At 58.9% G+C, this 23735-nt stretch carries 16 protein-coding genes and 4 pseudogenes; 13 read left to right on the forward strand and 7 right to left on the reverse strand.

What is annotated here, in order from left to right:
• The first annotated feature begins 10 nt into the window (after window positions 1–10).
• From LJU29_RS18265 to LJU29_RS18315, 11 genes and pseudogenes are all read left to right on the forward strand, one after another.
• Window positions 11–1180: an iron-containing alcohol dehydrogenase gene (locus LJU29_RS18265; protein ID WP_005780387.1), complete on the forward strand. Its 1170-nt coding sequence runs from the start codon at window positions 11–13 to the stop codon at window positions 1178–1180.
• Complete coding sequence (locus LJU29_RS18270; RefSeq protein WP_057423769.1) at window positions 1177–2436, forward strand: four-carbon acid sugar kinase family protein; 1260 nt, start codon at window positions 1177–1179, stop codon at window positions 2434–2436. Before LJU29_RS18265 ends, LJU29_RS18270 begins: the two co-directional genes overlap by 4 nt.
• Window positions 2429–3463: a 4-hydroxythreonine-4-phosphate dehydrogenase PdxA gene (pdxA, locus tag LJU29_RS18275; RefSeq protein WP_005731526.1), complete on the forward strand. Its 1035-nt coding sequence runs from the start codon at window positions 2429–2431 to the stop codon at window positions 3461–3463. The genes LJU29_RS18270 and pdxA overlap by 8 nt, the downstream gene beginning before the upstream one ends.
• A 78-nt stretch (window positions 3464–3541) precedes the next feature.
• The gene (locus tag LJU29_RS18280; protein ID WP_005744538.1) at window positions 3542–4957 is read left to right on the forward strand and encodes a sodium:solute symporter family protein; all 1416 of its coding nucleotides are present in this window, start codon (window positions 3542–3544) and stop codon (window positions 4955–4957) included.
• Window positions 4944–6068: a sialidase family protein gene (locus LJU29_RS18285; RefSeq protein WP_257111022.1), complete on the forward strand. Its 1125-nt coding sequence runs from the start codon at window positions 4944–4946 to the stop codon at window positions 6066–6068. The genes LJU29_RS18280 and LJU29_RS18285 overlap by 14 nt, the downstream gene beginning before the upstream one ends.
• 53 nt (window positions 6069–6121) lie before the next feature.
• A complete protein-coding gene (locus tag LJU29_RS18290) occupies window positions 6122–6808 on the forward strand; it encodes an SDR family NAD(P)-dependent oxidoreductase (RefSeq protein ID WP_004664406.1) in 687 nt (228 codons plus the stop codon).
• A gap of 39 nt (window positions 6809–6847) precedes the next feature.
• On the forward strand, window positions 6848–7618 hold the full coding sequence (locus tag LJU29_RS18295) for a DeoR/GlpR family DNA-binding transcription regulator (protein WP_054994749.1): 771 nt from the start codon (window positions 6848–6850) through the stop codon (window positions 7616–7618).
• A 292-nt stretch (window positions 7619–7910) separates the two neighbouring features.
• A complete protein-coding gene (locus tag LJU29_RS18300; protein WP_257111023.1) occupies window positions 7911–11309 on the forward strand; it encodes a toxin VasX in 3399 nt (1132 codons plus the stop codon).
• Window positions 11306–11990: pseudogene (locus LJU29_RS18305) on the forward strand (permease). The gene LJU29_RS18300 and the pseudogene LJU29_RS18305 overlap by 4 nt, the downstream one beginning before the upstream one ends.
• A gap of 100 nt (window positions 11991–12090) precedes the next feature.
• Window positions 12091–13071: an IS5-like element ISPsy2 family transposase gene (locus LJU29_RS18310; RefSeq protein ID WP_054078085.1), complete on the forward strand. Its 981-nt coding sequence runs from the start codon at window positions 12091–12093 to the stop codon at window positions 13069–13071.
• A 145-nt stretch (window positions 13072–13216) separates the two neighbouring features.
• Window positions 13217–13498, forward strand: a pseudogene (locus LJU29_RS18315) (permease); the annotation flags it as partial.
• Between the two features lie 46 nt (window positions 13499–13544).
• Here the strand turns inward: LJU29_RS18315 and LJU29_RS18320 are convergent.
• The 7 genes and pseudogenes from LJU29_RS18320 to LJU29_RS18350 form a co-directional block, all read right to left on the reverse strand.
• Window positions 13545–15782 (reverse strand): annotated as a pseudogene (locus LJU29_RS18320) (ATP-binding protein).
• Window positions 15779–16393 (reverse strand): biliverdin-producing heme oxygenase, encoded by a 615-nt coding sequence (locus LJU29_RS18325; protein WP_005746349.1) that lies wholly within the window; start codon window positions 16391–16393, stop codon window positions 15779–15781. Before LJU29_RS18325 ends, LJU29_RS18320 begins: the two are co-directional and overlap by 4 nt.
• Window positions 16394–16743: 350 nt before the next feature.
• Window positions 16744–18777, reverse strand: a complete 2034-nt coding sequence (locus LJU29_RS18330; RefSeq protein ID WP_122320759.1) for an LTA synthase family protein — start codon at window positions 18775–18777, stop codon at window positions 16744–16746.
• Window positions 18778–18787: 10 nt separating this feature from the next.
• Window positions 18788–19408: a hypothetical protein gene (locus LJU29_RS18335; RefSeq protein ID WP_257111025.1), complete on the reverse strand. Its 621-nt coding sequence runs from the start codon at window positions 19406–19408 to the stop codon at window positions 18788–18790.
• Window positions 19405–20678 (reverse strand): annotated as a pseudogene (locus LJU29_RS18340) (sialidase family protein). Before LJU29_RS18340 ends, LJU29_RS18335 begins: the two are co-directional and overlap by 4 nt.
• Window positions 20679–20716: 38 nt before the next feature.
• Window positions 20717–21262: a cytochrome b/b6 domain-containing protein gene (locus LJU29_RS18345; RefSeq protein ID WP_005754874.1), complete on the reverse strand. Its 546-nt coding sequence runs from the start codon at window positions 21260–21262 to the stop codon at window positions 20717–20719.
• Complete coding sequence (locus LJU29_RS18350; protein ID WP_002554361.1) at window positions 21262–21525, reverse strand: PepSY domain-containing protein; 264 nt, start codon at window positions 21523–21525, stop codon at window positions 21262–21264. Before LJU29_RS18350 ends, LJU29_RS18345 begins: the two co-directional genes overlap by 1 nt.
• 169 nt (window positions 21526–21694) lie before the next feature.
• On the opposite strand from LJU29_RS18350, the gene LJU29_RS18355 reads away from it, so the two are divergent.
• Window positions 21695–22357, forward strand: coding sequence for a response regulator (locus tag LJU29_RS18355; protein WP_005754876.1), 663 nt, complete (start codon window positions 21695–21697; stop codon window positions 22355–22357).
• Window positions 22354–23727, forward strand: a complete 1374-nt coding sequence (locus tag LJU29_RS18360; RefSeq protein ID WP_257111026.1) for a sensor histidine kinase — start codon at window positions 22354–22356, stop codon at window positions 23725–23727. The genes LJU29_RS18355 and LJU29_RS18360 overlap by 4 nt, the downstream gene beginning before the upstream one ends.
• The last annotated feature ends 8 nt before the right edge of the window (window positions 23728–23735 follow it).

Genomic DNA, 23735 nt, shown 5'->3' on the forward strand with positions numbered 1-23735 from the left:
GGTAATCGCGATGTCTGCTACCTACCACTTCCAGACTGTGAAACATGTGCTCCACGGCCCCGGCAGCCTCGACCTGCTGAGCGAAAAACTGCCGCTGCTCGATGTGCCGGTCAAAAGCGTAATTCTGGTTACTCAGAACGCCATGCATAACCTGGGGGTTACCCAGCGCGTCACCGAGCAACTCAGTGCGCAGAATATCCGTGTGCACATGCTTGATAACGTCGAAATAGAACCGACGCTGGAAAATATCGAGCGGGTATTCCGCGAAGATGTCGCGCCGCACGCCCCGGACGCCCTGATCGCGATTGGCGGGGGCAGCGTGCTGGATGCCGCCAAGCTGTTCGCCGTCATGCTGACCAACGACACACCGCTCAGAGACCTACTGGGCATCGACAAGGTGACTCACCCCGGCAAGCCTATGGTGCTGGTCCCGACCACGTCCGGTACGGGGTCGGAAGTGACGCCCAATGCCATCGTCACTCTGCCCGATGAAGAACTGAAGATAGGCGTCGTCAGCCGTCATCTGCTGCCGACGCTGGTCATTCTCGACCCGCTGCTGACTCTCAGCCTGCCGCGCCCGATCACCGCCGCGACCGGGATGGATGCCTTCACCCATTCGCTGGAGTCCTTCATCTCCACCAAGGCCAACCCGATCAGCGATGCGTTTGCGCTGGAATCGATGCGCCTGATCGCAGGCAGCATTGTCGAAGCCTGGCAACAACCGGAATCGGTTCGCGCACGTGGCGACATGCTGCTGGGCTCGATGTATGGGGGCCTGGCGCTGACCGCCGCCGGAACCGCAGCGGTGCATGCACTGGCTTACCCGCTGGGTGGCAAGTTTCACGTCACCCACGGCGTGGCCAACGCCATGCTGTTGCCCCACGTGATGGCTTTCAACCTGGACAGCTGCGCCGAACGCCTCAAGCGCGCGGCACTGGTCTGCGGCGTGGCGCAGCAGGACGACAGTAACGAGACCGCTGCTCACAAGCTGATCGAACAGATTCGCCAATGGACCCAGGTGCTGAACATCCCACAGAACCTGCGTGAATTCGGGGTTGCCGAAGAGCATCTGGCGGACATGGCGGTAGCGGCTTCCAAGGTCACACGCCTGATGACCAACAACCCCAAAGCCCTCAGCCTGGATGATATCCAGCAACTGTATCGGTGCCTGCTGCCATGAGCCGCGCCGAATTTCCGGGCCTGCTGATCATTGCTGACGACCTGTCGGGGGCAGCCGATTGCGCAGCGGACTTTGCTTCACGGATCGACACTCATGTGGTCCTGACCGGCAATGCCAAAGACTTGTCGGGGGTGATCGCCATTGATGCCGACTCACGTCGCCTTGACCCGCAACAGGCCGCCGAAAACAACCGCGCAGCCCTGCAACAGCAGTCCCGAATCGGTATGGCGCTGTACAAGAAAATCGACTCCACACTGCGCGGCAACGTCGCCAGTGAGGTCGATGCCTTGCAAGGCCTGCGCGGCATGGCGCTGGTCGCTCCGGCGTTCCCGGCCATGAAACGCACGACCGTTCAGGGTGTGCAATTGATTGACGGTGTGCCGGTCGATCAGAGCGATGTCTGGCGCAACGAGAACCTGCAAGGTACCGGCAACCTGCTGGATCTGTTTGTCGCGCAGGGCCTGCGTACCCAGTGGCTCGGCCTGGACACCCTGCGTGATCCTTCACGGCTCAAAACCACGTTGCGCAACGCACTTGAACAGGGTGTGCAGGCGCTGGTCTGCGATGCAGAGCTGGACAGTGACCTGCTGCAACTGGCTCAGGCATCGGTGGCCTGGCATGACGAACTGTTCTGGGTCGGCTCTGCCGGGCTGGCTCGCCATCTACCGCACGCTTTCGAGCTGGCCGAAGCCTTGCCGATCAAGGTCGAGCCGCGTTCACCGGTGCTGACCGTGGTGGGCAGCATGTCCCGGCATTCCCAGGCCCAGGCCGACCGGCTCGCACAGGCCAGCAAGCCACTGTGCCTGACACTGCAACCGGCAACGTTACTCAGTGAAGATGCGCACGCCGAGCGCGCCGCAGCGTACCTGCAACTCCAACAACACCTGGCTGCCGGGCGAGATGTGCTGGTACGCCTCGATCAACAACAACGCGACCCGGCGCAGGCGGCCACATTGAGCAACGCGCTGGCGCAGTGGCTGGCCCACGCCCTGCCCCATGCCGGCTCAGTGGTAGCCACCGGTGGCGAAACCGCCAGAGCCATTCTGATGGCAGCGGGTATCAAACGCTTGACGCTGTTTGGCGAACTGGCCACCGGCGTGGTTCTGGCCGAGGCCCGACTGGGCAAACACACGCTCAATGTCGTGACCAAAGCTGGGGGGTTCGGCAACTCCGACACCTTGCTCACCGCTTGGCAAATGCTCCACGCACCGGCTGCGACCGGCACCCCTTTCAACGAGGAAGCTTCCTATGTCTGAGCGTCTGTCTGAACGTCCCGTCATTGGTATCACCATGGGCGACGCCGCCGGGGTGGGACCGGAAATCATCATGAAAATGCTCACCCACGCCTCGGTGTACGCCACCTGCCGTCCGCTGGTGATCGGCGATGCCCAACGCCTGGAAGACGCCAACCGCATCGTCGGTAGCCAGTTGCGCGTCAACAGCATCGCCAGCCCTGCAGAAGCCCGTTTCACCCAGGGCACGGTGGACTGCATCGATCTGGGCCTGATACCCGCTGACCTGCCCTACGGCAAACTGTCAGCGGTGGCCGGCAATGCAGCCTTCCGCTACATCGAGCGCACCGTGCAACTGACTCAGGCCGGTGAGCTGGACGCCATATGCACTGCCCCGCTGAACAAGGAAGCGCTGCACGCAGGTGGGCATATCTTCCCTGGCCACACCGAAATGCTCGCGCACCTGCTGGGCATCGAAGAAGTCTCGATGATGTTGATGACCCCGACCTTGCGCGTGATTCACGTCACGACGCACATCGGCATCATCGACGCCATTGCGCGGATCGAGCCGGGGCTGGTCAAGCGCACCATTGAGCGTGCCCGGGAAACACTGATTCGCGCCGGTATCGAAAATCCGTTGATCGCGGTGTGCGGCATCAACCCGCATGCAGGGGAAAACGGCCTGTTCGGTTATGGCGAGGAAGCCACAAAGATTCAGCCCGCAATCGATGAACTGCACGCCCGCGGCTGGCGTGTGGAAGGCCCGCTGCCCGCCGACACGCTGTTTTTCCGCGCCGGACGTGGCGACTTCGATGCAGTGGTTGCGATGTACCACGACCAGGGCCACGGCCCGGTCAAGGTCATGGGCCTGGAAGCCGGCGTCAACGTAACCATCGGCCTGCCAGTGATTCGTACCTCGGTGGACCACGGCACCGCCTTCGATATTGCCGGCAAGGGCATTGCCGACGAACGCAGCCTGATCGAAGCCATGCGTCAGGCCGTGGAACTGGCAACCCGTAAACGCGACACCCGCAATTCCATCGCCGTCTGAGGTCGTTACCGGTACTGACCCAACGATCCCCAGCGGCACCCCATAACGCGCCAGAACAACAACAATGGAGCGAGACTGATGGATACCTTCAACGCGCAAGACACCTCGATCATCATCGGCATGGTGGTCGTCTATATCGTCATAACCACCTGGATGAGCATGCGCCTGCGCAGCAAGACCAGCGAGCAATACATGGTCGCCTCGCGCACCATGCCCGCCTTCGTCGTCGGCGTGCTGATGATGTCCGAGTTCATCGGTGCCAAGTCGACGGTCGGTACGGCACAGGCCGCATTCGAGAGTGGTTTCGCCGCCTCCTGGTCGGTGATCGCCGCGGCCATCGGCTTCCCGCTGTTCGGCCTGTTGATGGCACGCAAACTGTACAGCTCCGGTGAGTTCACCATTTCCGGCTTCATCGCCAAAAAATATGGCACCTCCACCAAGCTCGCGGTCTCGATCATCATGATCTACGCGCTATTGCTGGTGAACGTCGGTAACTACGTCAGCGGCGCGGCAGCCATTGCCACGGTATTGAAAATAAACCTGACCACCGCGGCGTTCATTACGGCGATCATCAGCACGCTGTACTACGTGTTCGGCGGCCTGAAAAGCGTGGCCTACATGAGCATCCTGCACACCGGGGTGAAATACATCGGTGTGTTGATCGTGCTGGGTGTGGCGCTGAAAATGACCGGCGGCTTCAGCCCCGTGGTGCAGAACATGCCCGAGCATTACTTCACGTGGGACGGTGCCATCGGCGGCTCGAAAATCATGGCCTGGATCATCGGCACGGTCGGCGCGATTTTCTCCACGCAGTTCATCATTCAGGCCATCTCCTCGACCCAGAATCAGAACGCGGCACGCCGCTCGACCTTCTACGCCTCGCTGCTGTGCATCCCGATTGCCCTGGCGCTGGGCTTCATCGGTGTCGCCTCCAAATACCTGCACCCGGAAATGAGCAGCCTGTACGCCCTGCCGATCTTCCTGCAATCGATGAGCCCGGTATTGGCAGGCGTGGTGACCATCTCGCTGGTTGCCTCGATTTTCGTCAGCGTCAGCACCGTGGCGCTGGCCATCGCCTCGCTGGTGGTCCGTGATTTCTACGTGCCGTGGCGCAAGCCGTCGGTGGATCAGGAGTTCAAAACCACCCGCCTGATTGCACTGGTGATCGGTTTTGTGCCGCTGTTCTTCGTATTCTTCGTGCCCGAGATCCTTAACCTGTCGTTCTTTACCCGTGCCCTGCGCCTGTCGATTGCCGTGGTCGCCATGATCGCGATCTACTTGCCGTTCTTCGGTTCGGGCCGAGGCGCTACCCTGGGGTTGATCGCTTCAGCCATCACCACCAGCGTCTGGTATCTGCTGGACAACCCCTACGGCATCGACAACATGTATATCGCGCTGGTGACACCGGCTATCGTCATTGCCATCGAGCGCCTGCTGCCGCAGTCCGCGTCGTCCAAACCTGCTCAAACCGAGGTTCCCCATGCCAACCGCTGATACCCGCCAGGACGCGTTCCTGCCAACGCCTTACGCGCAGAACCATGCCGCGAACCTGCACGAGCTGGCCGACGGCACGCTGCTGTGCACCTGGTTCGCCGGTACTCAGGAGGGCATGGCCGACATCTTCGTGCTGCTGTCGCGCCGCGACCCGGCCACCGGCGTCTGGAGCGAGCCGCAGAAGATGTCCGAAGATTCGTCCCGCTCGGAACAGAATCCGATTCTGTTCCAGGCACCCGGTGGCCCGTTGTGGCTGATCTGGACAGCACAGATTTCCGGCAATCAGGAGACCGCCATCATCCGCCGTCGTCTGTCGCTGGATAACGGCCAAAGCTGGGGGCCGATCGATACCCTGTTCGACGAGCCCGGCACCTTTGTGCGCCAGCCGCCAGTGGTGCTGGATAACGGCGACTGGTTGCTACCGGTCTGGTACTGCATCACCGGGCCCGGCGAAAAGTGGGTCGGCAACCATGATGTCAGCGCGGTGATGATCTCCACCGATCAAGGCCACAGCTGGACGCGCCACGATGTGCCGGACAGCACTGGCAGCGTGCACATGAATGTTCATCAATTGCCGGATGGCAGCCTGCTCGGCCTGTTCCGCAGCCGCTGGGCGGACTTCATCTACAGCAGCAGCTCAACCGACCGTGGCCGCTCCTGGAGCGCCCCGACGCCGACCGAACTGCCTAACAACAACTCGTCGATCCAGTTCGTGAAGCTGGCGACCGACGAACTGGCCCTGGTCTACAACCCGGTCAGTGCCGAAGGCCACGCCCAGCGCCGGGCCTCGCTGTACGACGAAATCGAGGATGAGAGCGACGACCGCGTCACACCGGGCGCACGTCAGGACGGCAAGGCAGCGGTGTGGGGCATCCCCCGCGCACCGATGAGCCTGGCGATCTCCCGCGACGGCGGGCACAGCTGGCCAACCCGGCTGGACCTGGAGCTGGGTGACGGCTTCTGCCTGACCAACAACTCGCAGGAAAAGCTCAATCGCGAGTTCTCCTACCCCAGCATCATTCAGGCCGCCGATGGCAGCCTGCACGTCGCGTTCACCTACTTCCGGCAGAAGATCAAGCATGTTCACCTGCCGCTGAACGCGATCCGTTGACACTCCGCGTCGATTGGCCTGTTGCTGATCGACGCCTTTGCGGAACCCATGTCATGCCCGAACCGATCCAGTCCGTACTCGTCACCGGTGCCAGCTCCGGCATCGGCAAAGCCATTGTCACGCGCCTGCTGGAACAGGGCTTGCAGGTCACCGGTCTGAGCCGTCGTGCGCCAGACCTGCAACACCCGAACTTCACCTGGCGCGAGTGCGACCTCAATGACTTCGCCGCGCTGGACAAGGCGCTGCAACAGACGCCGCACATCGATGCGCTGATCCATGCGGCAGGCTTCATGCGCACCGCGCCGCTGGGCGAGCTGAACGACGCCGATGGCCAAGCCATGTGGCATCTGCATGTCGCCGCTGCCAGTCACATGGTCAACGCGCTGTACCCACGGCTGCGCGCCGGTTCGCGGATTCTGATGATCGGCAGCCGGACCATGCAGGGTGCCGCCGGACGCAGTCAGTACGCTGCCAGCAAAGCGGCGCTGCAAGGCATGGTTCGTTCCTGGGCCATCGAACTGGCGCCACGCGGCATCACCGTCAACCTGATCGCCCCCGGTGCCACCGAAACGCCCATGTTGCTGGCCCCCGGACGCAGTGGCACGCCACCGCGAAAACCACCCATCGGCCGTTTTGTGCAACCGGATGAAATCGCCGGTCTGGCGGCCTTTCTGCTTGGCCCCGACGCGGGTGCAATTACCGGGCAAAGCCTTGTGGTGTGCGGCGGTGCGTCGTTGTAAGGTTGCATCCCGTTTCCAGGCTTTAACGCAAGGGCTGTAATGAAAGTCGCCAACCGTCGTCAAGCGATACTCGAACTGGTTCTTTCCGGCAAATCCAACGTGGACGAGCTGTGCGCCCAACTCGGCGTCTCGGAAGCCACTGTACGCCGCGACCTCACAGCCCTGGCCGAAGACGGCTTGATCCTGCGCACCTATGGCGGCGCGGCGCATGTCGGCCAGCGCGAACCGGAAACCTCGCTGGAAGAGCGAAGCCGCCAGCACAGCCAGGAAAAAATGGACATCGCCCGTGCCGCGTTGGCGCATATCAACGATCACGACACACTGTTTCTTGAAGGCGGCACCAGCACCAGCGCGCTGGCGCACATTCTCAATCAGCGACGCGGGTTGCATGTAATCACCAACAACCTGTTGGCACTCAGCGATCTGGCGCTGATACCCGATGGCCGTATTACCGTGCTGGGCGGCACACTGCGGGCATCGAGCATGTCGACTTATGGCGTGGCGGCGCAGGCAGCGCTGGAACACCTGAGCGCCGACAAACTGTTCATCAGTGCCGACGGCGTGGTGGCCGAACTGGGCCTGTGCGAGGCCAGCGCCGAGCAGGCGTACCTCAAGGAAAACATGCTGGCGCGTGCCGCACAGGTCTTCGTACTGGCCGACATCACCAAGCTGGGCCGCGCGCGTCAGCAGCACTGGACACCGTTGCGCCAGCCCTGGACGTTGATCACCAACCCGGTGGATGACGAGTCACTGCTCGCCCCATTCAGGGCTCGCAAGAGCATTCAGGTGGAAATTGCCCTGCCCGGCTGACTTCACGCTCATGGCATAAAACCGTGATGTGCAAATTCTTGCGCATCACCTGACGCTGAAACTGGTCACGCCCCATACACAAAGCCCTCCAGCACCTAAACGAGCTTGCGCATACATGCGCAAAAGCCTGCGCACTATTTCGCGTTTTTTGCCTGGCCATTGAGCTTTTTTTAAACTTTTAAACGCTATCTATTTGTTTTAAATAGATAAAAAAATTGTCGGCACACATCTTGGAATGTACTTCTGCATACAGCGGGCGAAATTGCCCGTTTCTGCGCAGAGAGTTTCCCGCATGACCGATAAACACGGCACACACCAGCAACGACGCGCCGCACTGTTCCCCAAGACTCCGGCGACGGCCACCAGCCTTTGTCCTTTCAGAGGACCGAACGTCGCCATCGTGCCGGTGCGCTACGCGCTGGATCGCTCCCGCTACGACGCCGCGCCGGAGCAGCTGAAACCATTGCCGAAACAAGGCAAATGGGCGCTGATGCCGACACTGAAAACACGCAGCTACACCCTTCGCCAGCTGTATGACGGCTACGTCTATGTGTTCGACGAAACGGCCGGGACGCTGCATGAATATGTCGCTTCAGCAAACAACGGCCATCTGAGCCGCATTGTCTGGACGGACGCGCAGATCGGCAGTGATCAGCGAAGCGGCGCCAGCGATGGCAAGCCGTTTCTGCTCTACCCGAGACGTAGCACACTGCACATCGCCTTTTCCCCGCAGCAATGGACATGGCGAGTTTGTGAGCATATGCGCTCCAGCGCCCCAAGCCGTGCGCTGTGGATGAAAGCGCTGGATCTGGCCAGCTACTGCATCACCATGGCCGAGCCGGACACTCTGCCGGTGAACCGTATCGCCGAGGCGGTGGCGGACATCGACAAGAGCCATGTTGCCGACGACGGCCGTTTCGCTGACTCGGCAATCCCCACTGCTCGCCCGCTGGCGGAAGATGCAGAAACCAATCCGTTATGGACACCGCTGGGTGCTGACGTTTTCTGGCAAGGCAGCGTCGACGATCAGGACAGTTCCCTGCTCATCGCCCTTGATGACCCGCTGGCCGTTTTCAATGATCTGGGCATGCAACTGGCCGCTGATCAGGCGGCTTTTCGCGACTGGCAAGCCAGGCACGAACACAAAATCCAGATCGCCCAGACTGTCTCCGGACTGTGCGGTGCCGAGAGCGACCCGCTAAAACTGCCAGCGTCGGTGCGCGGCAATGCGGCTCGCACGCACCAGTACCTGAGCGAGGTCGAAGCGTACTTCGAGCAATGCATCCTTGAAGAAGCACAGATCAGCAGCAGCAACGTTCCCGGAGATTTTCTGCTGCTGCCGGACATGTTCAAGAGCCTGGACATGCGCAAATCGATCGAAGCGCGTTACGGCAGCGTCCCTACCGAAAAGGCCGCGCAGGCCTGGAAAGATCGCCACAAATGGCGGCGCGAAGTCGATCTGGCCAGCGCGCGTCAGTATCTTCAACAGCATCTGCCAAGCGGAGACGCACTGCTGCAGCAGGTGCGTGACACACAAAGTGATTTTCAGCTCTGGGCGACACATATCGGCACAGACCCGCTCAAGCTGTTTATCGATACCACCCGCCCAACACAACTGCTGTACCTGCAAACGATCATGCTCAACCTGCAGATCATTTACGCCCAGGACAGCGCGGCCACCACCTGGCTGGCCGAGCAGGAAGCCAACGCCACCACGCTGTTTGGCAGCTTGCGCTACGGCTTCTCACCCGCGCTCAAACAAGCACTGCACCAGGAGGCCGACGCGCTGCTGAACGGCCTTGGCGACGTAACCAACCTGGCTACACGTATTGGCGAACTCAATGGCGCCCTCAATCACCAGGGCTTTGCCGACAAGCCGTGGATGAAGGCGCTGAAGCAACCTGTTCAAGGTACCTTCAAGGCTCTCGGCGAACTGGCCAGAGGCGCAGGCAAGGCAACGCTCGAGAGTATCCTGCTGGCCTGGGTACCCATCGACAGCCGCATGGCCCTGGGCAAACAGCAGAACATCGTCGCATTGCTTCGCACCCTGTTGATCGGCCAGATTTTGCTTGATTCGAAGGCGCGTATTGCAGTCGATCAACAGGTATTCACCAAGCTCAAACAGTGGATACGCGAGTGGCAGGTCCTCAACAAGCAGATCAGCGATACCCGTCGCAGCTGGCTTTATCCAACCGCTTACAACACCCGCAAAAGCAACGCCAGCCACCTTCGCGTCCTTGAGGAAAAACTTCGTCTGCATGAATTGAGCATCCCCGCCCTGCTCGACTATCAGAACAACCAATACGCAAAGCAGTTGCAGGACGAGATTCGCCTGCACTTCCAGTCCGGCAAAACCCTGGCCAAGGACTGGCTCGCCCAAGCCAAACGCTGGACCGACCGACTCGGCGGCGCTGCAGGCTCGATCACCTGGGGCGTGATCATGCTCAACTTCATCAACACCGCACTTACTTATCGTGATCTCACCCGAGACGGAGACTTCAGTGCCAAGGATATTGGCAAGGTTACCTATGGACTGGGGTATAGCTTCAATCTGTTGATGGCGGTGTTTGTTGAAGCGCCGTGGAGCGTAATAAGGGATGCGACACCGGTACTGATCGATGGCAAGAATGTGGGGGTTCTGGACAGGTCCAGTGCGTATTGGAAAGCCAAGGGAAATGTAACTTGGGGTGATGCAATACGAGGGTTCAGGGTTTCGATGGTGGCGATGGGTGGGTTTGGGATCGCGGCGGTTGTACTTGAGCTATTTGATATCACAGATGATTTTCACGAAGCAAAAACATCAGGAGAAGAATACGGAATTGGCATTAAGGGATTTTCTGTATTGGTAATGGGATTGGGTTCTGCAGCCCAGTTATTGGCAGGCATTTTTCCCGCTGGTGTTTTTACGATTATCGCGATGAATCCGTGGTTCAGCGTAGCCTTGATGGCAACTGGTTTTATTTATCTCATCGCTACGATGGCCCTGAATTATTTCAAGCAAGACAGTGTTGGCTGGTGGCTACGCAAGTGCTGTTGGTCGAGAACCCTAGCCTATCGTTACGCTGAGACCGCCGAAGGTGAGCAGGAAGAAGTGCGCGCGCTGATGGAAATTCAATTATCTCCGCAGGTCCATGCAAAAAGCACCGTGCATTACGAAGACCGTTACCTTGGCAAAGGCGATTACTACAGCGTAGCCGTACAAAATGGCGCAGGGGTACAAGTGCGCTTACCCAATCTGTTACGCGGGCAATCTGTGCACTTCAACATAGTCAGCAGCAAGCGACCATGGGGAGTGCTACCTGTAGAAAAAATGGACGACCCTCTGCATGAAGCTTTTCTGGACCGCGGACAATTCAGGAAGGCCGAACAGTTCGGGACGCTTACCAACAAGCAAGCTGGCAAGACGAGTGAAGATTTCACCTATCCTCTCATGCCACCTGAAAACGAAGACCTCATCTGGGAAACCTGGGTGCCGCTCGACAAGGACGCAACGTATCTTGAGCTGCAAATCTGGTATCCGAACAATCTGATCAATCCTAGTGAGGACGATAGAGGCTATCTGTTTCAGATGGAGCTTGGCACAAGGGGCGATACCGCTATTGATGGTTTGGCTGCTGTGGAGCTTGAAGTACAGGCATCAAGCAGAATTGGCACCCTGACTCTGGAAGTCGCAGAGAGTACTCCCTTATGATTCAACAGACGCCCTCCCCATGCCTGCTAAAAGGCCGAGATATTCTAAACTGGAAAATAAAAACGCTGGCTAAATCACCTAAAGAAATCATGATAGCGCAGTCCATATTTGCCGCAATTCATCTGACCGGGAGCTCAATTTTTATTTGGGGGGGGCTGGAAAGTATTTTTAAAAAACCCGCCTCTACTAGCGGGCTTGATACTTGCTCTTGGAGGGGTTCTGGCTTACTTCATAGGCCTGCTCATCCGCCAAAAAACCATCTACAACTACACCATAAAAACCAACTGTGCCCACCTGGAGTACTACCTTCACTACCCCGACTTCGCCTCGTCCTTCTTCAAGGGCATTGCCATAGCCGTCATCCTGATATTCGTCTTCATCGCCGCTCTCACCGGCTTACTGCTTTTCCTGGTCGGGCCGGCAGCCATCGCCTGTATCACAGCCCTCAAGCTACTCAGCTGGGAAAACCCCATTCACCATGAACAAAGCCTGCCCTGGGATGAGTACAACTTTGTGACCGTCGACCGTAAACGGCTGATGATCGTCACACACCGCACGGATGTCACACTGGGCTTTGAGGCCCGATTCCAGCATGAGGTGCTGTTCAACAAATACCTCGCGTTTCTCCACACCGTGCTCCCCCCAACAACTGAGTTCACGGAAAAAGCCTGGAAATGGTAGCCCCGTTGCCGACCTCAATAAGCACTCCCTTAAGGAAACTCTGAAAAAGACTTCCTAATTTGGCAAAATCTCCGGACACCAGTCGCCGAGCTTTTCGATGATGAAACAGATGACCTTCGCCGACGCCGAGTATGCCGGCAAGCGCAAGCAGACCCGTAAGGAATTGTTCCTGATCGAGATGGATCAGGTGGTGCCCTGGAAAGGCTTGATTGCCCTGATTGAGCCCTATTATCCAAAAGGAGAAGGTGGCCGGCCCGCCTACCCACTGATGGCGATGCTGCGTGTTCATCTGATGCAGAACTGGTTCGGCTACAGCGATCCGGCGATGGAAGAAGCGCTGTATGAGACGACCATCCTGCGTCAGTTTTCAGGCCTGAGCCTGGAGCGAATTCCAGACGAAACCACCATTCTCAACTTCCGTCGTCTGCTGGAAAAGCACGAGTTGGCGACCGGGATTCTCGGCGTAATTAATGGTTATCTGGGCGACCGTGGCTTGTCGTTGCGTCAAGGCACCATCGTCGATGCCACGCTGATTCACGCGCCCAGTTCGACCAAGAACAAGGATGGCAAACGCGATCCTGAGATGCATCAAACCAAGAAAGGTAACCAGTACTATTTCGGCGCCAAGGCTCACATCGGCGCCGACGACGAGTCAGGCCTGGTGCACAGTGTGGTAGTAACAGCGGCCAATGTGGCAGACGTCACGCAGGTTGCCAAACTGCTGCACGGCGAGGAAAACGTAGTCTGCGCCGACGCAGGTTACACCGGGGTCGAGAAGCGCGAAGAACACGCTGGGCGCAAGGTCATTTGGCAGATTGCCGCCCGCCGCAGCACTTACAAAAAGCACGGAAAACGCAGTATTTTGTACAAGGCGATCCGCAAAATCGAGAAGGCCAAGGCCCAGGTTCGCGCCAAGGTCGAGCATCCGTTTCGGGTCATCAAACGCCAGTTTGGCTATGAAAAAGTGCGCTTTCGGGGCTTGGCCAAGAACACCGCGCAGATGGTGACGTTGTTCGCCCTGTCAAACCTGTGGATGGCCCGCCGACATTTGTTGGCGAGCGCAGGAGAGGTGCGCGTGTAATGCAGGAAATGGTTACCGCAAAAGGCTTTGCAGCGGCCGAAAGAGCTAAAAAGCGAAGATAATTGAGCAAATTTCGACATGCATCGTTTTTTGAAAAGTGCTGAGGACTCGGTAGCCGGAAAACATCCGGCTACTTCAACCTTCCCTAATCAGCCCAGTGGCGATGGCCTTTATCACAGCCATCAAACTGCTGAACTGGGAAAACCCTGTCCACCATCGACAAACCGCCCCCTGGCACCTGCATGAATTTGTCACGGTCGATCACAGACGCCTGATGGTCATCATCCATTGCGACGATATCACCACCGGCTTCGCCGCGCGCTTTCCCAGCAAGGCGCTTATGGACAAATACCTCGCGTTTCTGCGCAAGGCCCTTCCAGCCAACGCTCAATACATCGAAAAAGCCACTGACTGGCATCAGGGCTGATGCCGCTCAGGCTTGAGTCATCTACGCCTCAAGCCTGAGAAAGCAATCAATGCGCAATTGGCACAGTAAAGCGGAACTCGCTACCCTCACCCAACTGGCTTTGCGCTCCCAGTTCTCCGCCGTGGGCCTTGATGATGCCTTGGGAGATGTATAAGCCCAGACCGGTGCCGGTCGGGTTGCCCTCCTTGACGGTCCAGTAGCGTTCGAAGATGTGCGGCAGTTGCTCGGGTGGGATGCCCTCGCCGGAATCACGCACGGTGAACACGATTTCAGTGCCGTTGGACATCGCCGCCACGCCGATCTTGCCCAGTTTCGGGGTGAACTTGATGGCGTTGCCGATCAGGTTGGACAGCACCTGAAACAGGCGCTCCGGGTCGGCCTAGACCTTGAGGTCGGGCTCGGCATTGAAGGAAATCTCGATGGATTTGTCCATCGCCAGCGGGGCCAGCAAGGTGTAGGCCTCTTCGAAAATCTGGCTGACTTCCAGTGGCTGCGGCGTAATGGTGTAACGGCCCGCTTCGATTTTCGACGTGTCGAGCAGGTCTTCGAGCAACACATTCATGCGGCTGGCTGCTTGCTGCATGGTGTCGATTGCCGTGGAAATACGCCGCGAGGTGTGTGGCCCATCGGAGCTGAACGACTTCTGCATCATTCCGCAGAGCATGGAAATGACCGTCATCGGGTTGCGCAAGTCATGGGAAACGACCGCTACCAGTTCGTCACGGGCACGAACGGCCTGTTGCTCCTTGCGCACCTGGCGGGCAAGGTCGTTTTCCAGCGCGGAGCGGCGCAGGTCATTGGCGGCGAACACATCGCCATAGCTCCACTTCGTAGCGATCCCGGTCATCTCGACTTTCCAGATCTCAAACGAGGTGCGCGGCCGAAGACGCATGCCGCCTGCCGAGCTCTCCATATCCAGTGGCTTTTTCGGATTACCGCTCCACTGAACCGTTTCCTTGACCTCGGGGCGAAACCAGATAACGCCGTTGTCGACAGGCTTTGGCAGGCTCATCGCCAACACGCCGCTGGCAATTGGCTGATAGGCCTCGGCAGGCGGATAGACACTGGATAGATGATGACTGGCATACACCGGCTCGCCGCCTGCAATCATCCATGTATGCAGCGCACGTATATCCGAAACCTCCGGGCAGGCCCCGTAACAATGCGTCTGCCGGTCTTCGATGATCGCGACACCGGTCGCACCGACCAGATCCATCAGCAATTGTGGCTGCTGTGCCAGACCGTCAAAGACGTTTTCTTCGGACTCGGCCATGGCTTGATGCAGTTGCTCAAGCGCTCTGACTTTCGCCTCGCGCTGACGGCTTATTTCCAGAGCTTCCATTGCGCTGATCTGCAGCGACAACACCTGACCTATCGCTTGGCAGGCACTGCGCAGTTCGTGGGACACGTACAACGGGGTACGGTGCCCGCAACTGATCAGCCCCCACAACTTGCCGCCCTGAATCAGCGAAACACTCATGGACGACAGCACGCCCATGTTTTTCATGTACTGACAGTGGATCGGCGAAACACTTCGCAGCGTCGAAAAACTCAGATCGAGTTGCTGCTGAGTGTCGGGGCGCAATTGAGGCACCAATGGCACCGGGGTGTAATCGGCATCAGGAATAATGCGCAGCCAGTTGCGGCGGTACAGTTCGCGCGCCTGCTCGGGAATGTCCGACGCCGGAAAGAACAGGCCGTTGAAGAGTTCCATGCTGGGCGCAGACGCTTCAGCGATCACCTGACCATGGCCTTCTTCTTCGAAACGATAGATCAGTACCCGGTCGTAACCGGTCATACGCTGGATCTCGCGGACACTGACTTCATACAGCGTTTGCAGATCACTCGCAGCGTGCAACTGACGCAACATACGGCCCATGTTGCCAGTGCGCTCGGTATAACTGACCGCTTGCGCGTCCTTGTCCTGAATCTCGAGTTCCAGAACCAGTACATCCTGATTGCGGTGCATCAAGGCTTCGAACTCGATGCCATTGACCGTCATCAGCAAGCGTTGCGCATCAACGAACAAATCATGAGCGCTGGCGCTTCTGATCACCTCGGCCCAGCCGGCCCCCAGAACATGCTCGAGGCCTTTACCGAGAACGTGTTCGGGTGCATGGCCCAGCACGCTCTGCACGTTCGCACTGACCTGCAGGATCGTCAGGTTTGGCTCTTCCAGAGTGAACAACAGACCGTGAGGCTGAATGGCTCCGGGAAACTGAATAGGCTCATCCGCACAATTGGCCAGGAGGACTTCAAAAGCGTCCTTGTCGAGTTGGCTCATAGCAGTACCTCTTGACCATCGAGCCATTGCTCGAAACATGCAAATGTGGACTGCGCCGCAAACGCTGCGGCGTCAATAAAAACAACTTCTCGCGGCACTGCATCCAGGTGGTTCAAAAACGCCCTCCAGCGTGGCCCGGTATCGGCACCGTAAACATCGAGAAAGGCCGCTCCACTCTGCTCATCCAGACCCAGTCGCCTGTTTATTTCGCGCCGTAACACCTGCCCGCCCAACGTTGCACCTTCAAGGACGTACATGACTCCCAGGCATGAACCGGGCGTATCCACTGCTGGCAATTGCTCGCAGCGAGGCAGTTGCCTGATGTCGTCATCAGACAGACCCAGAGCACGCAGGTCCTCGACCAGCACAGCGGTTTTGACCCGATCTTGCGGGATAAGCTCCGCAGGCATCAAGGCACTGTCGTGCAATGCAGCTTCAAGCGGTGCATAAAAGCCGTAATAAGCCTTAAGCAAGCGAAGGTAAAGAGCATGATCCAGCGCGGGTGAAAAAAACGGCATGCGTTTTTCGAGCTTAACGTGAAGCTGACTCGTTTCAGCACGCAGTGCAGCAAGCAATTTCGGCGGGGTAACACATGAAAAACTTGCCGGCATCCAGGAAGGCTCTTGAGTGTGCAATAGACAAAAAACGCATCCGAGCGAAAACAGGCCGCCAAAATACAGATTCGAAGCAAAATCCGACAGTTTTTTCCGGTATTAGCGATGAAATACCATAATCCACCAGAAAAATAGCCAGTGCCTCGGGCAGCTGTTTATACCGCCCGAAGAACTTGCTCTTGACTGGTGACGATAGTCGAAAACAGCGCCATGTACGTCTTTAATCCGTGCAGGGTTCACATTGGCAAGCACTTTAACATCATCAAATACAGATGCCATCATTACGCGAGCATACGGCCTTGACCATAGGCTTGCGCAATATCCTGCGCCTGGCGCGGTTCGGGTGATCAGCGCACGTTCTGATACAGCATCATTCGCGAGGTTTCATGCAGGCCGCGAGTGAGGTCACGCAGCCGCTCGAACTCTTGCGGGTTCTGCTCGGCGACGTTATCCAGCGGCGTGGGGGAAGACAGATCGTGAAGCGTGGGCGAACTGCCATCGTGCTCCATTTGCAGCAGGTAGTTACGGGTGACACCGCCAATCAGCGGGAACGTGCCTTCACGCAGTACCAACGGCACCACACGTTCGCCTTCGGGGGCGGGCTGCTGAATGTCACGGCCCATCGTGCCGCTGGTGAATGGCATACCGGTCATTCCCGCCAGTGTTGGCAGTAGATCCGCAAGGCCGACCGCGTCATCGACTACCCGGGTGCCCAGCAGGCCGGGCGCATGAATCAACAGCGGAACGTTATTGCTCTCCAGCCCCAGTTGTTCGAACGCCGGGGCCATGTGCGGGATCTGGCTGATGCGTGTGTTGTGATCACCAAACAGCACAAAGATGGTGTTTTCGTAATAACCGCCCGCCTTGGCCAGTTCCATCAACCGACCGATATTGAAGTCCAGCAGACGCACCGCATTGTATTGCTCCACGCTTCGCGAACCGGCGGCCTGGACCTGCTCCAGTGTCTTGTCGCTGACCTGAAAACCATCGTTGTCTTTGGGGATGGTAAATGGCCGGTGATTGCCAGCGGTCTGCACGTAGGCAAAGAACGGTTTGTCAGTTGGCAACGCGCGCAGAATCCGGTCGCTCTCCTTGAACAGATCCAGGTCGGAAATCCCCCACACATCCACCTGCGGCGACTTCCAGTCGCGCTCGTCGTAAAGGCGCACGTCATCGATACTGCGGCGGATCAACGCGTTCATGTTGGCCCAACCGGAATTGCCACCAATCATGTACAGCTTCTCGTAGCCCTTGAAGTCATTGATGATGGTGTTTTGACGCGTCAGCAGCGGATGACGCGTGGCCGTTTCCTGGCGGGTGACATCGGGCACCCCGGTGATGCTTGCCCAGACCGTTTTTGCGGTGCCGGTCACCGGCACATAGAAGTGCTTGAAGAACCAGCTTTGAGTCGCCAGGTGGTCCAGATTCGGCGTCGGGTTCAGCGGATTGCCGTAGGCACCGACAGCACTGGTGCCCAGTGATTCAAGCATGACGAACATGACATTCGTCGGCCGCTCGCTGCGCACTCGGTAAGGCTGCACAGGCTGGTGACGCTTGAAGCTCAAGGCCTGCGCATCTGGCTGCTGGACACCCAGATAGCGCGCGACCGACTCATAGTGCTCACGCACCTGGGCTTCATCGAAGTGGGACTGGGAGACCTTGAGCGTGTCGTACAGGAACAGCGCCGGGTTGAGCCCCAGTGCCGCGACCTGGCTGTTGCCGGAGAAGAATGCATCGCTCCAGCGCAACGGTACGGGATTTTCCAGATTGAGATTCTCGACCCGGCCCAGCAAACCGAGAAAGGTCGCACAGACCACCAGTGCCGAACCCCAGACCACGGACCAGCGATTGAGCGGCCGGGCCTGGCGGTCCAGAGTGACACGTTCAAGCCTGAGCAGCGCCCAGCCAAGCGCTGCAACGGTCAGCAACCAGCCGGCAGTGATCCACAGCACCGGATAGGTCTGCCAGAGCATGTCCCGGGAAATCTGCGCATCCTCCAGATAGCGCATCACGCTGGCGTTGAGCCTGACCCCGAGATAGGCGTAATGACCAAAGTCGACGATATGAATCATCGTCAGAACAGCCAGCGCAACAATCAGATAGCCTCGCGCCAGCCAGCGCAAGACCGGCTGGCTGACCATGTTCCAGCGCGGCAACCAGAGCAGCACTGCGACCGGCAGCAGTATCAGCAGCGCCAGACGCAGGTCGAAACGCACGCCGATACCCAGCGTCTGCGCAACCTCGCCATGGGTAAACAGGGCGCCCGGCTCGACGCCAGAAAATCCGAAGAAAAACACCCCCCTCAGTAACGCCGACAGCAGGAATACCAACATGACCGCGCCCAGCCAATAATGCAGGCGTCGCGATTGCAACCAACTCATCGTCATTCCTCTAGACATTGCCGGCAGACAGGGTGGCCGAACGGCGCGACTCCGTTGCCCGGCGATAAACAAAACGGATGCCCAGGCTCAGCAAAGCCCCGCAGCAGTAAAGGGCGAGAAGCGGGTCTATCAGGTAATCCCAATAATTTTCCGACGGTTTGATACGAAATGTGAATGCCAGCGTCGCAGCAGCCAGCATCACTACAGCCAGCGCATTACGCATCAAGACCAGCCCCAACGCGATAACGGCGACAATAATGATCATCGGTCGCGGATTGTAACCCCAGCGGTAGGGGTCGAAGTACGTCAGACCCAGCGTGCCCGGATACAACGTCAGCGCCAGCACAGCGAACACCAGCAGCATCACCCATCGCCGGGACACTGCCATCGGTCTGAGCACACCCAATCGCTGCAAGGTCAGCCAGCCCAGCACCACCAGACTGCTGATTGCCAGATCGTCGGTCAGGCTGCGAGCGTACGACGCCATCGACAAACCGTCGAATGAAATAACGCTCAACAGCGAGGTCGCTGCCAGCAGGCCACAGCGCCACCATAACGATGCGGTCAGCGGAGCCAATAGCACAAACAGGGTCCAGGCAAACGCCAGATGAGCCAATCCCAAAGCGATCATAAAAGTTGCTCCGCCAGCCAGGCCTCGTTGAAGCTGACATGTTTGATGAAGGTGTTATTCCACGAGTAGACCAGGTGATACAGGCCGTCCGGGCTGCGGATGAAGTACGGGTATTCGTATTCGAAATCACACCCCTGCGCGGAACAGACACGCTGGTCCAGATTGCTCAGAAACTCGGCTTCCATCGGTTGGCGACGTGCGCCACTGGAAGCGCGAAAGCCTTGTAGGCTTCCAGGGCAAACGGTGTACCCAGCGGATCGGGTGACTTGTCCAGATCCGGCAGTGGCCGCCAGACCTTCATCTGCTCGTCGGTGCTGTACAGGCTGAGCTTGAAGCGACCTTCATTCAACGCCACCAGCAAGCCCGTACCCGGTACGCCGACGGCGGCCAGCGACGAGTTGGGATTGCTGGGTGTCAGCGGTTGCGGCTCGCTCCAGGTCTGACCGCCGTCTTCGGTACGGCTGGCCAGTACCCGGTGAAACGTCTCGCCGGCATAACGCAGCAAGGCTACGGCGCGTTGGCCGTCCAACGGTACGACGGTGGGCTGCAGGGAATTTTTACCGCGGCTGATGCGAAACTTGTCGATGACTTCGCCATCTGCGCTCAGATACAGGTATTCGGCAAACTTGCCGAGAAACTCGTGGTAGACCGGCAGGCCGATCGAGCCGTCGGTATGAAACACCGGCGCGCCACGTACCAGCGTGCTGATGTTCAAAAACGGCGATGTCACCAACTGCCAAGGCGGCGACCAACTGGCCCCCATATCGCTGGACACCATGGCATTGACGGTACTGCGCGCCCAGCCGCCGACCGAGACTGACACGTAGAACAGCCACAGGCGATTGTCCGGAGCCAGCGCGATCACCGGGTTGCCCAGTTTGCGGATGTATTTGCCAGTACCTGACTGAGTGGACGCCCGGGTCGCCAGGACCTGCTCGCCACCCCATTCACCGTTGGACGCATCGAACCGCGAGGTACGTATTTCAACGTCTCCCGCCCCTTCGCGAGAACCGGCGAACCATACCGACATGAGGTCGCCGCCAGGCAATGCCGTCACGGCTGACGAATGCACGAAATCTTCCAGATCAGAAGACGCGAAACGCGAAATGTAGGATGCCTTGGGTGCCACACTTTCAGCATCGACCGGTGCGGTGCTCACGGCAAAGGCAGATATCCGGTGCTGTGGATGGCTTAGCCATGCACTGAGAAAAATCACTACAACAATCAGGCCTGCGCTCCATGCAGTCAGGTTTTGGGAAATAACACGCATCAGGAGGCATCACTGTGATGAAGGGCAAGGAGGTGGTTTCAGCGATGGCGATCTTCAGGTAACGGACGTCGTTTGCCTGTCAGCATCGACAAGGGCAGGTTGTCACGCACTTGAAAGCTTTCGAAGATGGCCGCGGCCATGTGCAGCACTACCAGGGCACACAATGTATTGGCGAGAATTTCATGAGCCTGCAAAGGCCAGTCAGCACCCCACAAGGCATCGACTTCCTCCATCAGGAAGCCGGTCAGGCCCATGCCGAAGATCAGCGCCATCATGAGTACCATGACCAGCGCACCGAGCGGAGAATGACCGAGCCTGTGTACCGGCTGCCGGTTGATCAGCGACCGGACATGCGCACGCAGGCGCGCCGGGCTCGGCCAGAAATCGCTCCAGCGCGCGCTTGTTGGTCCGATGAATCCCCACACCACCCGCACCGCCAGCCAGGCAACCGCGTAATAGCCCAGCCAGACGTGCCAGTCGTCACCCGCCTCATTGAAGAAGTAATTGGCAACGAAAACACCCGCGATCGAGATATGAAACAGTCTGACCAGCGGGTCCCACAGGCGCAGGGAAACCCGGTTCATTACTTGATCTCGGTCTTGACCGCTTTACCAGTGACCGGATCGTGATAGATCTCGACCTTGCGCTTGTCCTTGTCGAAGCCGTAAATCTCGTAGCAGTTGCCGTCAGTCACTTTGAACTTGCTGATCTCGTAACCCTGAGCCTTGAGCTGCTCCTGGAATTTGGCCTGATCCTGCCATTGGGACTTTTCAGCGGTGGTGCATTGCGGACCGGCAAGGGCCAGCGGGCTGGCCAGCAACAGGGAAACCAGCAGGACTTTACGCATGACAGATACTCACAGGCAGTTAAGGAGCCGCTACTGTGCGAAACCAGTCTTAGGAAAAGCTTAATACGCAACAGCTCGTAACATCTTCCCGGACACACGGCACTTCGCGACACTGCCTGCTGACGGCATGATGGCGTCCTTCTTACCCTCATTCATTGGTCACAACCCTATGCGCCTGCTTCTTGTCGAGGATGATCGTGCGATTGGCCAAGGCATCCGTGTGGCCCTTAACACCGAGGGCTACACGCTGGACTGGCTGGAAGACGGGCTGAGCGCGCTGCACGCCCTGCGCAGCGAACCCTTCGACCTGTTGCTGCTCGACCTCGGCCTGCCGCGCATGGATGGTTTCGATCTGCTGCGCCAGTTGCGCGCCGAAGAGCTTGCCCTGCCGGTGCTGATCCTGACCGCGCGCGACGGCACCGCCGACCGCATTGCCGGTCTGGACGCCGGTGCCGACGACTACCTGATCAAGCCGTTCGACGTCGATGAACTCAAAGCCCGGGTCCGGGCTTTGCTCAGGCGTAGCCAGGGACGTGCGCAGCCGTTGCTGGAACACGCCGGGATCAGCCTCGACCCGGCTTCGCAGCAGGTCAGTTTTCAGGGCAGCGAAGTGCCGATGACGCCAATGGAATATCAACTGCTGCACCAATTGATGATCCGCCCCGGCAAGGTGGTCACCCGCGAGCGCTTGTCCCATACCCTGTATGGCTGGCAGGACAAGGTCGAAAGCAACACCCTGGAAGTGCTGATTCACAACCTGCGCAAGAAACTGTCCACCGAACTGATCCGCACCGTGCGCGGCGTCGGCTACTTGCTGGAGCTCAAGGCATGACCTCGGTACGCGCGCGCATTCTGGTCCCGGTGCTGGTGCTGTTGCTGCTCGGCAACCTGGCGATCAGCCTGCTCGCGCTGCGCGACAGCCATCACGAAATAGAAGAAGTCTACGATGCGCAATTGGCCCAGAGCGCGCGCCTGTTGCAGGGTGTGCTGCGCCAGCGCGCTACGGGTGAGCAGGATCTGGACAAGCTTTATCAGGCGTTCGATCAGGCCATGAGCCGTGTCGGCACCAGTGGCGTTGCCCATCCGTACGAAACCCGGCTGACGTTTCAGGTCTGGCGCACGTCGGGCGAGCTTTTGGTGCGTTCGGCCGAAGCGCCGCTGCTCAGTGCGCCTCCCGCAGAAGAAGGCTCGCATGATCTGGTCGAGAACGGGCATGAGTGGTGCGGCTTCCTCCTGGCCGACCCGCAGCAGGGTTTCCTGATCTGGGTCGGTGAGCGCGACGATGTGCGTCAGGACCTGATTCAGCGCATTGTCAGCCACACCTTGTGGCCGACGCTGATCGGCGTGCCGCTGCTGGTGGTCGCGATCTGGCTGGCGATCGGCTGGGGCCTGCGCCCGTTGCAGTCGATGGCCAGGGTCATTCGCCAACGCGATGCCGAAAGCCTTGAGCCGCTTGATATAACACCGCTGCCCAAAGAGCTCGAACCCATGCAACACGCGCTCAACCGTCTGCTGACCCAGATCGAAAGCGTGCTGGAGCGCGAGCGGCGGTTTATCGCCGACGCCGCCCACGAACTGCGTACACCGCTGACCATTCTGCGCATCCACGCACAGAACGCCCGCCAGGCTGAAACCCCGGAACAGCATCTGGAGGCACTGGATTTTCTCGTGCACGGCGTCGACCGTGCTGCCCGTCTGGCCAGCCAGCTGCTGACGATGGCCCGACTTGAACCGCGCCTTGAAGTCAGCCAGTTACAAACCTTTGAACTGAACACTTTGGTGCGCGAGGAAATGGCCGAGCTCACGCCGCTGGCACTGGAGAAGCGTGTCGATCTGGTGTTCGAGGCGGGCGATGACTGCGTGATCCACAGCGACCCATCAGCGATCACCATCGCACTGCAGAATCTGCTGACCAACGCGCTCAACTTCGCCCCGCCGGCCAGCGAGATTCGCGTGATGCTCAACCGCCAGGAAGACGGCAGCGCACATTTGTCAGTCGAAGACGCAGGGCCGGGTATCGACGAGAAACAGAAAGCACGCCTTTTTGAACGCTTCTACAGTCAGGGCCACAGCAATGGCGGTGGGCTGGGGCTGGCGATCGTCGATATGATCGTGCGCAAACTGGAAAGCAGCCTGCACCTGCGCAATTCAGCGCAGGGCGGGCTGTGTGCGGAGCTGCGAATCAAAAGCAGAATGGCTTGAAAGCCAGT

It is taken from the genome of Pseudomonas ficuserectae (assembly GCF_024584585.1).
Lineage (GTDB): Bacteria > Pseudomonadota > Gammaproteobacteria > Pseudomonadales > Pseudomonadaceae > Aquipseudomonas > Aquipseudomonas amygdali.

What these genes read in the sequence shown, in the direction of transcription:
- LJU29_RS18345 (WP_005754874.1), bottom strand. Translation starts at nt 21,262, where the DNA reads ATGAACCGGGTTTCCCTGCGCCTGTGGGACCCGCTGGTCAGACTGTTT.
- LJU29_RS18300 (WP_257111023.1), top strand. Translation starts at nt 7,911, where the DNA reads ATGACCGATAAACACGGCACACACCAGCAACGACGCGCCGCACTGTTC.
- LJU29_RS18280 (WP_005744538.1), top strand. Translation starts at nt 3,542, where the DNA reads ATGGATACCTTCAACGCGCAAGACACCTCGATCATCATCGGCATGGTG.
- LJU29_RS18265 (WP_005780387.1), top strand. Translation starts at nt 11, where the DNA reads ATGTCTGCTACCTACCACTTCCAGACTGTGAAACATGTGCTCCACGGC.
- LJU29_RS18355 (WP_005754876.1), top strand. Translation starts at nt 21,695, where the DNA reads ATGCGCCTGCTTCTTGTCGAGGATGATCGTGCGATTGGCCAAGGCATC.
- LJU29_RS18285 (WP_257111022.1), top strand. Translation starts at nt 4,944, where the DNA reads ATGCCAACCGCTGATACCCGCCAGGACGCGTTCCTGCCAACGCCTTAC.
- LJU29_RS18290 (WP_004664406.1), top strand. Translation starts at nt 6,122, where the DNA reads ATGCCCGAACCGATCCAGTCCGTACTCGTCACCGGTGCCAGCTCCGGC.
- LJU29_RS18325 (WP_005746349.1), bottom strand. Translation starts at nt 16,393, where the DNA reads ATGCCGGCAAGTTTTTCATGTGTTACCCCGCCGAAATTGCTTGCTGCA.
- pdxA (WP_005731526.1), top strand. Translation starts at nt 2,429, where the DNA reads ATGTCTGAGCGTCTGTCTGAACGTCCCGTCATTGGTATCACCATGGGC.
- LJU29_RS18295 (WP_054994749.1), top strand. Translation starts at nt 6,848, where the DNA reads ATGAAAGTCGCCAACCGTCGTCAAGCGATACTCGAACTGGTTCTTTCC.
- LJU29_RS18330 (WP_122320759.1), bottom strand. Translation starts at nt 18,777, where the DNA reads ATGAGTTGGTTGCAATCGCGACGCCTGCATTATTGGCTGGGCGCGGTC.
- LJU29_RS18335 (WP_257111025.1), bottom strand. Translation starts at nt 19,408, where the DNA reads ATGATCGCTTTGGGATTGGCTCATCTGGCGTTTGCCTGGACCCTGTTT.
- LJU29_RS18360 (WP_257111026.1), top strand. Translation starts at nt 22,354, where the DNA reads ATGACCTCGGTACGCGCGCGCATTCTGGTCCCGGTGCTGGTGCTGTTG.
- LJU29_RS18270 (WP_057423769.1), top strand. Translation starts at nt 1,177, where the DNA reads ATGAGCCGCGCCGAATTTCCGGGCCTGCTGATCATTGCTGACGACCTG.
- LJU29_RS18350 (WP_002554361.1), bottom strand. Translation starts at nt 21,525, where the DNA reads ATGCGTAAAGTCCTGCTGGTTTCCCTGTTGCTGGCCAGCCCGCTGGCC.
- LJU29_RS18310 (WP_054078085.1), top strand. Translation starts at nt 12,091, where the DNA reads ATGAAACAGATGACCTTCGCCGACGCCGAGTATGCCGGCAAGCGCAAG.